The organism is Bacillus sp. BR3(2024) (assembly GCF_039134555.1).
GTDB lineage: Bacteria > Bacillota > Bacilli > Bacillales > Bacillaceae_G > Bacillus_A > Bacillus_A cereus.
The window spans coordinates 3956218-3970229 of the sequence record NZ_CP152433.1 but is presented as its reverse complement, the minus strand read 5'-3'; the positions used below and the strand labels follow the sequence as shown (position 1 = coordinate 3970229).

The window sequence follows — 14012 nt, the reverse complement described above, 5'->3', positions numbered from 1 at the left end:
GTTTCATAGTAAGGTGCATATAGACGTAAAAAGACCTTTACTCAAAACGAGTAAAGGTCTGAATTCGCAGTTAAAAGAGTCCACAACAAAGACTGTTAGTAGACATAAATAAAAACAGTTTTTGTGTATGACAAAATACATGCACCTCTCCCTCGTTGAGTTTTAGCACTGTATAGCATAGGTACTGAAACCAGCTACATTAAAAAAGGCCTTCATTCCGACCTTTCCTGTTGACCCATTGGCGTCTCTCGACATTTTTGGGCAGCAGCGTTTCTCTATACAGGAGCCTCACCTAACAGAGACCATATTCAATTACATGTTGAATGTTAGCACTGTAAAATTGTAGTGTCAATATCTTTTTTATCTGTGTTTTTAAAATATTAAACGGATTTATAATAGATATGTGGGATGAAATGTATGATATTGATTATAAATAATATGAAAAATAAATATTTTTATAAAAGGGGAATTTGTAATGGTACCACAAAATTTTATTATAAATATTGAGAATCAAAAGTGGTTGTTTAATGAGCAGGAAGATTTATGTTCTCACGGGGAAATTTATTTAAATGTGGATGGAACGATTATTACACAAACAGGTATGGATGAGGAATGGGGAATAAGTGAATCAGCTTTAGCTCTGTTACGAACTTTAGATAAAGAATATATTTGTGATATTGAAAATGAAGAGGGGCTTATTTTGCACGGATGTGGCACTATGCTCATGTTAGGATGCCCAATTTCAATTCATTGGACTATAAACCATATAGGTGAAAATGTGGTTTTAAAGGATTTTGTCAAAGTTATTTCTACTGATCAAAAGGCTATATACTATGAAGGGCTTCATATAGAAGTAAATGAAAATGAATATAGAAAACAAATTGTTTCTTTTGCGCTACAGGCAAAAGAATTATTCAATAAATCAAGTGAAAAGATAATTTTAAATGAGTTTGAGCGAAGTATGTATACCGACTTTTGGATGGAATATGATCATTTGTTAAATAAGTATAAATAAAAAAGCACTGTAACCAGTGCTTTTTTATTATAGATTACGAGATTGTAGGGTTTTCAAAAATAACAATCTCTGAACTGTTTGTAGTTGAAACGCGTTGGGCGTAATATGTTAAAGCTGAAGAAATATATGCTGGTAACGTATCATTTGTATGTGATGTTGTATATTCATGGATTAATTCCTTTAAAGTTGTCCATTCTAATTGTGCTGGGTGATCAGACACGAAAGAACTTACCCAGCGATCAAATGAAGATGAAAAATCAGTTTGTAAACGAAATACTTCTTTCATAATAAAACGCTCCCTTAAAATGTAGTATAATTATTTTAACACAAAACACGAACGATAGCTAAATTTTTTGGGTATAACGTTCGTGTTATATAGTTGTCTAGATGTTTGGTTATGTAAATTCAATTTGCCATTTGAAATAACATTCCGTAAGATGAGAGATAGAGTATATTTAGAGCTGGAGGAAAGAAAGTGGAATTTGTATTTTTAGGAACTGGTGCAGGTGTTCCTTCAAAAGGAAGGAACGTTTCAGCAATTGCTTTACAATTGTTAGAAGAACGAGGACAAACTTGGTTATTTGATTGTGGCGAGGCCACGCAACATCAAATATTACATACATCTGTACGTCCGCGCCGCATTGAAAAAATATTTATTACGCATTTACATGGCGATCATATTTTTGGATTGCCTGGTTTATTAGGTAGCCGTTCATTTCAAGGAGGAACTACGCCTTTAACGGTGTATGGACCGAAAGGAATTAAACAATTTATTGAAGTGGCATTATCGGTAAGTACGACACATGTGAAATATCCACTTGAAGTTGTGGAGATAACAGAAGAAGGTACTGTATTTGAAGATAATGAATTTTATGTAGAAACGAAAAGATTGTCACACGGTATAGAATGCTTTGGATATCGTATTGTAGAGAAAGATATACAAGGTGCTCTTTTAGTTGATAAGTTGCTTGAGATGGGTGTGAAACCAGGTCCAATCTTTAAACGTTTAAAGGATGGAGAAGTAGTTGAATTAGAGGATGGCACGATATTAAATGGAAATGAGTTTATCGGCCCACCTCAAAAAGGAAGAATTATTACTATCTTAGGTGATACGCGATATTGCGAAGCGAGTAGGGAGCTTGCGCAAGATGCAGATGTACTTGTCCATGAAGCGACTTTCGCAGCAGAAGATGAGCAACAAGCGTATGATTATTTTCATTCTACATCTAAGCAAGCTGCGAGCATTGCACTTCAGGCAAATGCGAAGCGACTAATATTAACTCACATTAGTTCTCGCTATCAAGGAGATACATATAAGGAATTATTGAAAGAGGCTAGAGAGTTGTTTTCTAATACAGAAATAGCGACAGATTTGAAATCATTCCCAGTAGAAAAATAATAATTTTGTAAAAAATGGTAACGGCAGGTTACCATTTTTTTATGTCTAAAAAAATTTAAAAATAAAACTGTTATTATTTTATACTTATACTTGGATGATACAGAAAATTAGGATGGTTTGAATATATAGGATAAAAATACGAAATAATGATTATTTAGAAAAACTGTTATATAAGTCAGATGACATACAAGTGATACAAATAGCAGAAATGGACTTTTATTCAGAACTTTTAAAATTCAACAAAAGTAAGCGTTTTATAAAAAACAAGCTATAATGAGGGCAGATTATAATTTATGATAAGTCGCATGTATTTTAGTCATTATCGTAACAAGTGAAGTTGACTAAATCATGAGAGAGTAACACGAGAATTATAATAGGAAAGATATTACTATTATTTGTCATAAGTCTTTTTCACTTTTTAGCTAAACGATATGATTAGCAAGTGTAGCTATTGCGAGTTCCTTAGTAGAAGCTTTTTATTAATAAGGTGGTGGAGATTTAATTGGTACACCACTCTTTAAAAGAGTTCAGAACATCAGCAGGTAGTCTAGGCGGAATAGCGGGTGCAAATTTAGTTGCATTAGCAATGGTTATATCACTTGTTTATGCTATGCTTGCAATGGCTTCTGTGTTAAACTTTGGATTGCTACCAGACTTTATTCTGGATTATCTTGTATCATTTTTAAATGAAAATAATGCTAAGATTCTTATGTATTATGATAACTCGTATTATTTCAGGTTATATTGGATTACTTTTATTCAAAAACTATCCAATTCGTACAGCAGAACAAATTCGTGGTACAACTGGAAAAGCGACAGATGTAGCAGCTTAATAGAATAGTAGAATAAATTTTTTCATAGAGGTTTAGGGGGAGTTATGATGAAGTATCGCTCAGTATTTGATATTATCGGTCCAGTTATGATTGGACCATCAAGTTCACATACAGCAGGCGCAGCAAGAATGGGGCAAGTTGCTCGCCAGCTGTTTCGTCATGAACCAGAAAGAGTAAGCATTTCGTTATATGGATCATTTGCAAAGACGTATCGAGGGCATGGTACGGATGTAGCACTAATCGGTGGAATATTAGGATTTGAAACAGATGACTTACGTATTCCAGAGGCGCTAGAAATAGCAAAAGAGCGCGAAATTGAAGTGGAATTCATTGAAGAAGATGCCAATGCACCTCATCCAAATACAGCGAGAATTCGTTTGTATAAAGGTGAAGATGAAATTGAAGTTGTTGCTTGCTCAATTGGTGGCGGTAAAATTGAAGTTGTAGAATTAAACGGATTCGATCTTCAATTATCAGGCACGAGCCCAGCACTACTTATTGTAAATAACGATCGCTTCGGTGCTATTGCAGCGGTAGCTTCAATCCTTGCGAAACATGAGATTAACATTAGTACAATGAGTGTTTCTCGTAAAGAAAAAGGAAGAAGAGCGCTTATGGTCATTGAAACAGATGAATTATTAGCAGATGAAGTAATTGAAGAAATAAAAGCGCAACAAAATATTTGTCAAGTAACTATTATGGAATAATTGCAGGGGGGACACACCATGTTTCGGAACGCAGCGGAACTAGTGGCGCAAGCTAAAGAACAAAATGTAAAAATCGCAGAAATTATGATTCAATGTGAAATGGAAACAAGAAGTATTTCACGTGAAGAAGTAATTGCTGGTATGGAAAAGAACTTAGTCGTGATGGAGCAAGCAGTAGAACGTGGTATTCGCGGCGTGAAATCACCAACTGGTTTAACTGGTGGAGATGCTGTAAAAGTTCAAGCGTATATGAAGAGCGGAAAAGGCTTATCTGGAGATACGATTTTGGATGCAGTAAGCAAAGCTGTTGCAACAAATGAAGTAAACGCAGCGATGGGGATTATTTGTGCAACACCAACAGCAGGTTCTGCTGGAACAGTGCCAGGTGTACTATTTGCACTAAGAGAAAAATTGCAGCCTACACGTGAAGAAATGATTGAATTCTTATTTACAGCAGGAGCTTTCGGTATGGTTGTTGCGAATAACGCTTGTATTTCTGGTGCAGCGGGAGGATGCCAAGCTGAAGTTGGTTCAGCAAGTGGAATGGCGGCTGCAGCCGCAGTTGAGATGGCTGGTGGAACACAAGATCAAGCAGCTACAGCGATGGCAATTTCATTAAAGAACATGCTTGGTTTAGTGTGTGATCCTGTGGCAGGACTTGTAGAAGTACCTTGTGTAAAACGTAATGCAGCAGGAGCTGCGAATGCGATGATTTCAGCAGATTTAGCATTAGCTGGTGTAACGAGTACAATTCCATGTGATGAAGTAATTGAGGCAATGTTTAGAATCGGACAAACGATGCCAGTAGCACTTCGTGAAACAGCAGAAGGTGGACTTGCAGCAACGCCGACTGGTCGTCGCCTGCAAGAAGAGATTTTTGGGAAGAACAATAACTAAGTGTAATTATAGAAAAAGGAGCTCAAATAAACTTGAGCTCCTTTTTCTATTTTTCTTTTGTTAGTTGTTCTAATGTTTTTCCAAGATTATGTGATCGTTTCGTTGCCTGTGTAATACAAGAAATAAGTGCTTGTTGAAATTTATGTTCTTGTAATACTTCAATACCTGCTTCGGTAGTTCCACCAGGAGAAGTAATTTCCTTTCTCAAAATAGAAGGGTGTTTGTCACTTGCTTTTAGCATTTCAGCAGCACCAATCATCGTTTGAAGAATAAGTGATTTTGCAACATCTTCTTTTAAACCGATTTTTTTTGCAGCTTCTTCCATAGCTTCCACTACGTAATAAATATAAGCAGGTCCACTTCCGGATAATGCAGTGACAGCATGCATATCTTCTTCCTCTACAACAGAGACGCGACCAATCGTTTCAAATAAAGATGTAGCAGTGCGAATATGCTCCGCTGTTGCATGTTTTGAAGGGGAGATAGCGGTAGCTGATTTTAAAATGGCTGCGGATGTATTTGGCATTGCACGAATAATTGGAACGTCTTTTTGAAGTAGTTTTCTAATTGAGTCAGTAGAAACACCTGCTAGTAATGAAATAATAAGCACGTTATTATTTATGTATTCTTTAAAAGGGGTAAGCGCCTCTGCAACATCCTTTGGTTTCATTGCTAGAAAAAGAATATTTGCATCAGTAAGTAATTCTTTTTTATTATGAGTACCTTTGACACCGTATTTTTTATGTAGCTCTTGTAATCTTGTCTCGTTAGAACGATTACTTACAGTAATTTGTTCACCTTTAACGACATTTGCATGTAACAAGCCACCAATAATAGCTTCGGCAATAGAGCCTGCACCGAGAAAGGAAATGTTTTGAATAGACATGATGTTCCTCCTTTAATTTTGGTTAGAAATTCTTATAAATGTACATACATTCGTTTTTTTATAGGAAACACCTCTTTTTATCTGAAAATAATGACAAATATATATAGAAGTTGTAAACTGAAGAAGTATTCATTTTTGAACCGGAAAGAGACAGGGGGGGCTAAGCATGACGGCGATTCACCGAATGGAGATTCCTGTACCATTTGCAGTGGAAACTGTGAATGTGTTTTTAGTTGAGGGGGAGACATTAACATTAATTGATACAGGGACGAATACAGAAGAGGCAAGGAATGCGTTAGAAAGTCAATTAGGTGCATTAGGACATACGATAGAAGATATTGAAACAGTAGTCATTACGCATCATCATGCAGATCATTGTGGACTTTTAAATATATTTTCTGAGAAGACGAATATTATTGGACATCCTTGGAATGAGCCTTGGATTACACAAAATCCAGAATTTTTAAAGCGGTATCATGAATTTTTTAGAGAGACGGCCTTACAGTTTGGTGTGCCAGCAGCATTTTTGAAAGACGAGTCGTTATTGACGACGAGGACACTTAAATATTCTTGTAATAGATCGTTAACGCATACTGTGAGAGAAGGAGATCGTATTGATTCTTTGCCTGGATTTACAGTACTTGAAACACCAGGTCATGCTTCTACTCATATTTCTTTATATAGAGAATCTGATGGAATATTAATTGGTGGAGATGCTCTCATTAGTCATATTTCTTCGAATCCAATACTAGAACCGCCATATGAAGGGCAAACAGAGCGGGCACGCCCATTACTACAATATAATCAAACATTACAGCGTTTAAGCGAAATGAATATTTCACGCATTTTATCAGGGCATGGGGAAGATGTTCTAAATGTGAAACAACTTATTGAAACGAGATTACAAAAGCAAGAAACACGTGCTTTTAAAGTGCTTGAGTTATTAAAGGAAAAACCAATGACAGCATTTGAAGTATGTGTAAAACTATTTCCGGTATTATATAAAGAACAATTACCACTTACTATTTCAGAAACGGTTGGACAATTGGACTATTTAGCATATAATCAACAAGTGATGATTGATGAGTCATCGCAACAATTGATTTATTATGCAAAGTAGGTGACAGCAATGACAGGACGTTTACAAAATAAAGTAATCGTCATTACAGGTGCTTCTAGTGGGATTGGTGAGCAAGTTGCAATGCAAGTTGCAGCACAGGGAGCGACTCCAGTATTAATGGCTCGAACAGAAGAGAAACTACAAGTGTTAGTAGACAAAATTAAAGAAACTTATAATACGCCTTGCTATTATTATGTATTAGATGTAAGTGAAGAGATGGAAGTACAGTCTGTTTTTTCAAAGGTATTACAAGAAGTGGGACGTATTGATATATTAGTAAACAATGCGGGATTTGGTATTTTTAAAACGTTTGAAGATGCGTCAATGGGTGAAGTAAAAGATATGTTCCAAGTAAATGTATTTGGATTAGTAGCATGTACGAAAGCGGTACTACCTTATATGGTAAACAAGAACGAAGGACATATTATTAATATTGCTTCACTTGCCGGAAAAATTGCAACTCCGAAATCAAGTGCGTATGCAGCAACGAAACATGCTGTATTAGGATTTACGAATAGTTTACGCATGGAATTAGCGAATACAGATATTTATGTTACAGCAATTAATCCAGGTCCGATAGATACAAACTTTTTTGAAATAGCGGATCAATCTGGTACATATGTAAAGAATATGGGACGTTACATGTTAAAACCAACATACGTAGCAGAACAAATCGTAAAGTCGATGCACACGAAAAAACGTGAAGTAAACTTACCGAAGTGGATGGGAATTGGTCCAAAACTTTATGCTTTATTCCCAGGTTTATTTGAACGTGTAGCAGGTAAATCATTAAGTAAAAAATAGGAGATTTCCACATGGAAATCTCCTATTTTTTATTGTTTTCCAGTCACATTATCATAAACAATATCCTCAATCTCCTCGTATAAATCAATTTCAATATTTGAATGAGTCACCGTTTGAATATGTTTCACTAGCATTTCCTGATCTTCTTTTGATATTGGACTGCATTGATATTGCTGAAAACTTTTTATAATCATTTTCTCAATTAATTTTTCGTTCATATTTTTTTCCGCCTGTATGTACGTATGTATTGTTTTATTGTACTTGAAGTGAAATAAAAAAACTACTATGCACTATTTTTGTATAAAAATTCGGTTGAGTATATTATTTTTCTAATAAAATTAAGTTTTTTTAGATTTAAAAATTTATAAATATTTAATTGACTCTATAAATATACAATATTATAATCATACTTAATTTAAAGAATCGATTTGAGGAGGAACTTATGAAAGTCGCAATTATTGGAGCCACTGGATATGGGGGCATTGAATTAATTCGTTTATTAGAACAACATCCATATTTTTCGATAGCATCTCTTCATTCTTTTTCGCAAGTTGGTGAGTGTATAACAAATGTATATCCGCATCTTCGAAATGTTCTCGTTCATACGTTACAAGAAATTGATGTGAAGACAATAGGGAAAGAAGCAGAAATCGTATTTCTAGCAACACCAGCAGGAGTATCGGCGGAGTTAACTCCCAAGTTATTAGCAGAAGGTTTAAAAGTAATTGACCTATCTGGAGACTTTCGTATGATAGATCCTTCGTCATATGAACTGTGGTATAAAAGGCCAGCAGCGAAAGAAGAAATTCTTAGAAAAGCAGTGTATGGGTTAAGTGAATGGAAAAGGACTGGGATTCAAAAGGCAAATTTAATTGCAAACCCAGGATGTTTTGCTACAGCCACATTGCTAGCGATAGCGCCGTTAGTACGTAGCGGCATGATTGAAGAAGATTCGATTATTATTGATGCGAAATCAGGGGTATCAGGAGCAGGTAAAACACCAACAACAATGACTCACTTTCCTGAGCTATATGATAACTTGCACATTTATAAAGTGAATGAGCATCAGCACGTTCCAGAGATTGAGCAAATGCTTACAGAATGGAATAATGGATCACAGCCAATTACATTTAGCACACATTTAATACCGATATCACGAGGAATTATGATTACACTTTATGCAAAAGTAAAACAAAAGATGGAAATAAAGCAACTTCAAAAATTGTATGAAGAAACGTATGAACAATCGCCTTTCATCCGAATTTGTACGCAAGGGAAATTTCCAAGTCCAAAAGAAGTGAGAGGCTCAAATTATTGTGATATTGGCATAGCTTACGATGAAAGAACTGAAAGAGTTACAGTCGTTTCTGTTATAGACAATATGATGAAAGGCGCGGCTGGGCAAGCGATTCAAAATGCAAACATAATAGCGGGACTAGAAGAGACAACAGGTTTACAACATATGCCGCTTTATCTATAAGGGGGACATGATGATTAAAGTAGCGTCTATTACAAAATTAGAAAATGGTTCAATTGTAACGCCTAAAGGCTTTTCGGCAATTGGTACTGTAAATGGTCTGAAAAAGGAGAAAAAGGATTTAGGGGCAATCGTTTGTGACGTACCAGCATCATGTGCCGCTGTGTATACAACGAATCAAATACAAGCAGCCCCTTTGCAAGTAACGAAGGATAGTATAACGGCAGAAGGGAAGTTACAAGCAATTATCGTTAATAGTGGAAATGCAAATGCTTGTACTGGAATGCAAGGATTACAAGACGCATACGAGATGCGCGCGTTAGGGGCGGAACATTTTGGAGTGAAAGAAAATTACGTTGCAGTAGCTTCAACAGGTGTAATTGGTGTTCCACTGTCGATGGATATAATCCGAAAGGGGATTGCAACTCTTATACCGACGAAGGAAGAAAGTGGAGCGTATTCTTTTTCTGAAGCAATTTTAACGACGGATCTTATCACGAAAGAAACTTGCTATGAAATGATTATTGATGGGAAGAAAGTGGCGATTGCGGGTGTTGCAAAGGGTTCAGGGATGATTCATCCGAATATGGCAACGATGCTTAGTTTTATTACGACAGATGCTCATATAGAGCATGACGTATTGCAAACAGCATTATCCCAAATTACGAATCATACATTTAATCAAATTACGGTAGATGGAGATACTTCTACGAATGATATGGTCATCGTTATGGCAAGTGGATTATCAGAAACAAGCCCGATAAATATGGAACATACAGATTGGGAAACTTTCGTATGTACTTTACAGAAGGTATGTGAAGATTTAGCAAAAAAAATTGCGCAAGATGGTGAAGGCGCTACGAAGTTAATAGAAGTAAATGTGCTAGGAGCTCAAACGAATGAAGAGGCAAAAAAAATTGCAAAGCAAATAGTCGGTTCGAGTCTTGTGAAAACAGCAATACATGGTGAAGACCCAAACTGGGGGCGAATTATTAGCAGTATTGGACAAAGTGAAGTAGTTATTAATCCGAACACAATTGACATTACTCTTCAATCTATATCGGTATTAAAAAATAGTGAGCCTCAAATATTTTCTGAAGAAGAAATGAAAGAGAGATTACAAGAAGATGAAATAGTCATTAATGTGTACTTACACTTAGGTGAAGAGACAGGATCAGCTTGGGGCTGTGACTTAAGCTATGAATATGTGAAAATAAATGCTTGTTATCGTACATAAGGAGAGAGAAGATGAGCGATTATATTGTAGTGAAATGCGGCGGTAGTATGTTGAATCAATTAAATGATGTGTTTTTTGAATGTATAAAGAAATTGCAACAGAAGTATAAAGTAGTGATTGTTCATGGTGGTGGACCAGAAATTGATGCCAAATTAAAAGATTGTAACATCAACGTAGAAAAAAGAGATGGATTACGGATAACACCAAAAGAAGTTATGGATGTTGTTCAAATGGTGCTATGCGGAAGTACGAATAAAAAATTCGTAATGAATTTACAAAAGCATAATTTACTTGCTGTAGGTTGTTCAGGGTGTGACGGCAATTTACTTCAAGTTCAACCTGTCAGCGAGGAGATAGGATATGTGGGAGAAGTAAGTTATGTAGAAACAGCCTTATTAAAAGGATTAATAAATATGGGGTATATTCCTGTTATTGCTCCAATCGGGGTAAATGGTAATGAAATTTATAACATAAATGCGGACAATGCTGCAGCTGGGATTGCGGCCGCGTTAGGGGCAAAAGAGCTGATTTTTATTACGGATGTAGATGGAATATTACATGAAGGGAATTTGGTAAAGGAAACGGATGAATCTGAAATTGCTACTTTTATAGAAACAGGTGTTATTACAGGTGGGATGATTCCGAAAGTACAGGCGGCACTAGCATCATTAAAAATGGGAGTGCAAAAGATAAGTATTGTGAATGGTACAAAAGATTTTACTGAGGTTACGGGAGAGTGTATTGGAACGACGGTAACGAAAGGCGTGAGTATTGCATGACGAGTCATCTTTTTCAAACGTATGGCAGAAGAACTATTGAGTTTGTAAAGGGAACTGGAACGAAAGTTATTGATAATAACGGTAAGGAATATTTAGATTTCACATCAGGAATTGGCGTATGTAATTTAGGACATTGTCACCCTACTGTTCTCAAAGGTGTACAAGATCAACTTGATGATATATGGCATATATCTAATCTGTTTACAAACAGCTTACAAGAAGAAGTTGCGTCATTATTAACAGAAAATAGAGCATTAGATTATGTGTTTTTCTGTAATAGTGGGGCAGAGGCAAATGAAGCGGCTTTAAAGTTAGCACGTAAGCATACTGGAAAATCTCTCGTCGTAACATGCCAGCAGTCTTTTCACGGTAGAACATTTGGAACGATGAGTGCAACAGGCCAAGATAAGGTAAAAGAAGGATTTGGTCCATTACTTCCATCTTTTTTACATATCCCTTTTAATGATATTAAAGCATTAGAGGAAGTAATGAATGAAGAAGTTGCGGCGGTAATGGTAGAAGTTGTTCAAGGAGAGGGAGGAGTAATACCTGCCGATCTATCTTTTTTGAAAGAGATTGAAACATTATGTAATAAGTTCGGTTCCTTATTTATTATAGACGAAGTACAAACGGGGATAGGAAGAACTGGAACACTATTCGCTTATGAACAAGTGCGAATAGAGCCTGATATCGTTACCGTTGCAAAGGCACTTGGGAATGGGGTTCCTGTCGGAGCGATGATTGGCCGGAAAGAGCTCGGAACGTCGTTTACTGCAGGATCACACGGTTCAACTTTTGGTGGGAATTACATCGCGATGGCTGCAGCGAAAGAAGTATTGCAAGTGAGTAAAAAACCATCGTTTTTAAAAGAAGTACAAGAAAAGGGCGAGTACGTATTAGAGAAGTTGCAAGAGGAATTACAGCATGTCGAATGTATTCAAAATATACGTGGTAAGGGGCTTATGATTGGGATTGAGTGTAAGCATGAAGTTGCAAGTTTTATAGAACAACTAGAAAACGAAGGGCTTCTCGTATTACAAGCAGGCCCTAATGTTATAAGACTATTACCGCCACTCATTGTCACGAATGAAGAGTTAGAACAGGCAGTATATATAATAAAAAAAGTAGTTTGTACAAAAAACGTATCAATCATATAAGGGGGAAGTTTCATGTCAACTGTACAAGTACCGAAATTAAATACGAAAGATCTTTTAACACTAGAAGAATTAACGAAAGAAGAAATTATTTCTTTAATTGAGTTCGCTATATATTTAAAAAAGAATAAGCAAGAGCCTTTATTACAAGGCAAAATATTAGGGCTTATTTTTGATAAGCATTCAACTCGTACTCGTGTATCTTTTGAAGCGGGAATGGTACAACTCGGGGGACATGGTATGTTTTTAAGTGGAAAAGAGATGCAAATGGGAAGAGGAGAAACTGTTTCAGATACTGCGAAAGTATTATCGCAGTATATTGACGGGATTATGATACGTACATTCTCGCACGCAGATGTAGAAGAGCTTGCAAAAGAATCAAGTATTCCTGTTATTAACGGTTTAACGGATGATCATCATCCTTGTCAAGCATTGGCAGACCTCATGACGATATATGAAGAAACAAATACATTTAAAGGAATAAAATTGGCTTACGTAGGTGACGGAAATAATGTATGTCATTCATTGTTGCTAGCGAGTGCAAAAGTCGGAATGCATATGACTGTTGCAACGCCTGTAGGATATGAACCGAATGAAGAGATTGTAAAAAAAGCGTTAGCGATTGCCAAGGAAACAGGAGCTGAAATTGAAGTTTTGCATGATCCTGAATTAGCAGTGAATGAAGCTGATTTCATTTATACTGACGTTTGGATGAGCATGGGGCAAGAGGGCGAAGAAGAGAAATATACTTTATTTCAGCCATACCAAATCAATAACGAACTTGCTAAGCATGCGAAGCAAACATATCGTTTCTTACACTGTTTACCTGCCCATCGTGAAGAAGAAGTAACAGGAGAAATTATAGATGGACCGCAGTCTATCGTCTTTGAGCAAGCTGGTAATCGATTGCATGCTCAAAAAGCGTTATTAGTGAGTTTATTTAAAAATGTAGAAGAGCCTTCCTAAAAGGGAGGTTTTTTTATATTAAAATGTCATATGTATATTTAGTTAACCATTTCGATATCATTTATAATAAAAGAGAAAACTAAATTTGTTTTTCAGAGTGTGTAAGGACATACTACATATAAAAATATAGTTAAAGAGATGATGAGGGTGAAAACAACTAAGAAAACATATTCGTTTTTTCAGCGGATGTGGAGAATATTAAAGTTTCAATATTATAAGTTGCTTCGATCGCCAGAAGGCGCAAAGAAAGTATCGTTAGGGTTTGCTATAGGATTCGGCTTAGAAATGTTAGTCATTTATACGGCATCGCTCGTATATGTAATATTTTATCCAATCGTCAGGTTAGCAAAGGGATCTTTTCCTGCGGCAGTTATTGGCAATATTATTGGGAAAATATCGTTTCTCCCAGTATTTTTATTTCCGCTTGCGTATGCGCTAGGAAAAATGATTTATCCATTTCATGTACAGAAAATTCATCATGAACCATTTACGATATCGGACTTGTTTTCAAGTCACATTTTTACGATATTAAAGAGCTTATTACAAAGTGAAGTGTATGTATTAATTGGAATGACGATTTTAGGAGTTGTGTTTGGTCTCATTTCGTATTTCGTTGTGCATTATTTATACGAAAAGAACCGTAAGTTACGCTTGAAGAAAAGGAAGAAACGAGTGAGAGAACCACTTGTACAATTATAAACAATGTCACATCCATTTTCTCCTTTGAATATGTTTAAG

Annotated in this window: 16 protein-coding genes and 1 riboswitch; of the genes, 13 read left to right on the top strand and 3 right to left on the bottom strand. The window is 36.0% G+C overall.

What is annotated here, in order from left to right:
* Positions 1-139 precede the first annotated feature (139 nt).
* Positions 140-307, bottom strand: a riboswitch (M-box (ykoK) riboswitch).
* A 168-nt stretch (positions 308-475) separates the two neighbouring features.
* Positions 476-1015 (top strand): hypothetical protein, encoded by a 540-nt coding sequence (locus tag V7S45_RS20315; protein WP_000249063.1) that lies wholly within the window; start codon positions 476-478, stop codon positions 1013-1015.
* 34 nt (positions 1016-1049) lie between these two features.
* Here the strand turns inward: V7S45_RS20315 and V7S45_RS20310 are convergent, their stop codons facing one another.
* Positions 1050-1301, bottom strand: coding sequence for a DUF3932 family protein (locus V7S45_RS20310; RefSeq protein WP_000665709.1), 252 nt, complete (start codon positions 1299-1301; stop codon positions 1050-1052).
* 189 nt (positions 1302-1490) lie between these two features.
* Between V7S45_RS20310 and rnz the strand changes: the two genes are divergently transcribed.
* The 4 genes from rnz (at position 1491) to sdaAA (ending at position 4851) form a co-directional block, all read left to right on the top strand.
* Entirely contained in the window at positions 1491-2414 is a 924-nt protein-coding gene (gene rnz, locus V7S45_RS20305; RefSeq protein WP_000397455.1) for a ribonuclease Z, read from the top strand.
* 586 nt (positions 2415-3000) lie between these two features.
* Complete coding sequence (locus V7S45_RS20300; RefSeq protein ID WP_232732740.1) at positions 3001-3255, top strand: hypothetical protein; 255 nt, start codon at positions 3001-3003, stop codon at positions 3253-3255.
* Between the two features lie 39 nt (positions 3256-3294).
* Positions 3295-3954, top strand: a complete 660-nt coding sequence (gene sdaAB / locus V7S45_RS20295; protein ID WP_000877445.1) for an L-serine ammonia-lyase, iron-sulfur-dependent subunit beta — start codon at positions 3295-3297, stop codon at positions 3952-3954.
* Positions 3955-3972: 18 nt separating this feature from the next.
* Complete coding sequence (gene sdaAA, locus V7S45_RS20290) at positions 3973-4851, top strand: L-serine ammonia-lyase, iron-sulfur-dependent, subunit alpha (RefSeq protein ID WP_000489461.1); 879 nt, start codon at positions 3973-3975, stop codon at positions 4849-4851.
* A 46-nt stretch (positions 4852-4897) separates the two neighbouring features.
* Here sdaAA and proI read toward each other — a convergent pair whose 3' ends face one another.
* The gene (gene proI / locus V7S45_RS20285; RefSeq protein WP_089607616.1) at positions 4898-5737 is read right to left on the bottom strand and encodes a pyrroline-5-carboxylate reductase ProI; all 840 of its coding nucleotides are present in this window, start codon (positions 5735-5737) and stop codon (positions 4898-4900) included.
* Between the two features lie 166 nt (positions 5738-5903).
* On the opposite strand from proI, the gene V7S45_RS20280 reads away from it, so the two are divergent.
* Both V7S45_RS20280 and V7S45_RS20275 read left to right on the top strand, forming a co-directional pair.
* A complete protein-coding gene (locus tag V7S45_RS20280) occupies positions 5904-6857 on the top strand; it encodes an MBL fold metallo-hydrolase (protein WP_000125119.1) in 954 nt (317 codons plus the stop codon).
* Positions 6858-6866: 9 nt separating this feature from the next.
* Positions 6867-7661, top strand: coding sequence for an SDR family oxidoreductase (locus V7S45_RS20275; protein WP_000147797.1), 795 nt, complete (start codon positions 6867-6869; stop codon positions 7659-7661).
* A gap of 29 nt (positions 7662-7690) precedes the next feature.
* Here the strand turns inward: V7S45_RS20275 and V7S45_RS20270 are convergent, their stop codons facing one another.
* Positions 7691-7879 carry a YqzH family protein gene (locus tag V7S45_RS20270; protein WP_088343927.1) on the bottom strand — a complete coding sequence of 63 codons (189 nt, stop codon included), beginning with the start codon at positions 7877-7879 and terminating at the stop codon, positions 7691-7693.
* 224 nt (positions 7880-8103) lie between these two features.
* Between V7S45_RS20270 and argC the strand changes: the two genes are divergently transcribed.
* The 6 genes from argC (at position 8104) to V7S45_RS20240 (ending at position 13973) form a co-directional block, all read left to right on the top strand.
* A complete protein-coding gene (argC, locus tag V7S45_RS20265; RefSeq protein WP_000861256.1) occupies positions 8104-9141 on the top strand; it encodes an N-acetyl-gamma-glutamyl-phosphate reductase in 1038 nt (345 codons plus the stop codon).
* Positions 9142-9151: 10 nt separating this feature from the next.
* The gene (argJ, locus tag V7S45_RS20260) at positions 9152-10375 is read left to right on the top strand and encodes a bifunctional glutamate N-acetyltransferase/amino-acid acetyltransferase ArgJ (RefSeq protein ID WP_119683905.1); all 1224 of its coding nucleotides are present in this window, start codon (positions 9152-9154) and stop codon (positions 10373-10375) included.
* 11 nt (positions 10376-10386) lie between these two features.
* Positions 10387-11154: an acetylglutamate kinase gene (gene argB / locus V7S45_RS20255; protein ID WP_001286796.1), complete on the top strand. Its 768-nt coding sequence runs from the start codon at positions 10387-10389 to the stop codon at positions 11152-11154.
* Complete coding sequence (locus V7S45_RS20250) at positions 11151-12311, top strand: acetylornithine transaminase (protein WP_000200549.1); 1161 nt, start codon at positions 11151-11153, stop codon at positions 12309-12311. Before argB ends, V7S45_RS20250 begins: the two co-directional genes overlap by 4 nt.
* Positions 12312-12323: 12 nt before the next feature.
* A complete protein-coding gene (gene argF, locus V7S45_RS20245; RefSeq protein WP_000108863.1) occupies positions 12324-13274 on the top strand; it encodes an ornithine carbamoyltransferase in 951 nt (316 codons plus the stop codon).
* Between the two features lie 138 nt (positions 13275-13412).
* The gene (locus tag V7S45_RS20240) at positions 13413-13973 is read left to right on the top strand and encodes a DUF2062 domain-containing protein (protein ID WP_002005691.1); all 561 of its coding nucleotides are present in this window, start codon (positions 13413-13415) and stop codon (positions 13971-13973) included.
* The last annotated feature ends 39 nt before the right edge of the window (positions 13974-14012 follow it).

Coding starts and splice junctions, on each gene's coding strand:
- V7S45_RS20310 (WP_000665709.1), bottom strand. CDS start 1,301: ATGAAAGAAGTATTTCGTTTACAAACTGATTTTTCATCTTCATTTGAT.
- V7S45_RS20270 (WP_088343927.1), bottom strand. CDS start 7,879: ATGAACGAAAAATTAATTGAGAAAATGATTATAAAAAGTTTTCAGCAA.
- argJ (WP_119683905.1), top strand. CDS start 9,152: ATGATTAAAGTAGCGTCTATTACAAAATTAGAAAATGGTTCAATTGTA.
- sdaAB (WP_000877445.1), top strand. CDS start 3,295: ATGAAGTATCGCTCAGTATTTGATATTATCGGTCCAGTTATGATTGGA.
- V7S45_RS20250 (WP_000200549.1), top strand. CDS start 11,151: ATGACGAGTCATCTTTTTCAAACGTATGGCAGAAGAACTATTGAGTTT.
- argF (WP_000108863.1), top strand. CDS start 12,324: ATGTCAACTGTACAAGTACCGAAATTAAATACGAAAGATCTTTTAACA.
- argC (WP_000861256.1), top strand. CDS start 8,104: ATGAAAGTCGCAATTATTGGAGCCACTGGATATGGGGGCATTGAATTA.
- V7S45_RS20280 (WP_000125119.1), top strand. CDS start 5,904: ATGACGGCGATTCACCGAATGGAGATTCCTGTACCATTTGCAGTGGAA.
- V7S45_RS20300 (WP_232732740.1), top strand. CDS start 3,001: ATGGTTATATCACTTGTTTATGCTATGCTTGCAATGGCTTCTGTGTTA.
- argB (WP_001286796.1), top strand. CDS start 10,387: ATGAGCGATTATATTGTAGTGAAATGCGGCGGTAGTATGTTGAATCAA.
- sdaAA (WP_000489461.1), top strand. CDS start 3,973: ATGTTTCGGAACGCAGCGGAACTAGTGGCGCAAGCTAAAGAACAAAAT.
- proI (WP_089607616.1), bottom strand. CDS start 5,737: ATGTCTATTCAAAACATTTCCTTTCTCGGTGCAGGCTCTATTGCCGAA.
- V7S45_RS20315 (WP_000249063.1), top strand. CDS start 476: ATGGTACCACAAAATTTTATTATAAATATTGAGAATCAAAAGTGGTTG.
- V7S45_RS20275 (WP_000147797.1), top strand. CDS start 6,867: ATGACAGGACGTTTACAAAATAAAGTAATCGTCATTACAGGTGCTTCT.
- V7S45_RS20240 (WP_002005691.1), top strand. CDS start 13,413: ATGATGAGGGTGAAAACAACTAAGAAAACATATTCGTTTTTTCAGCGG.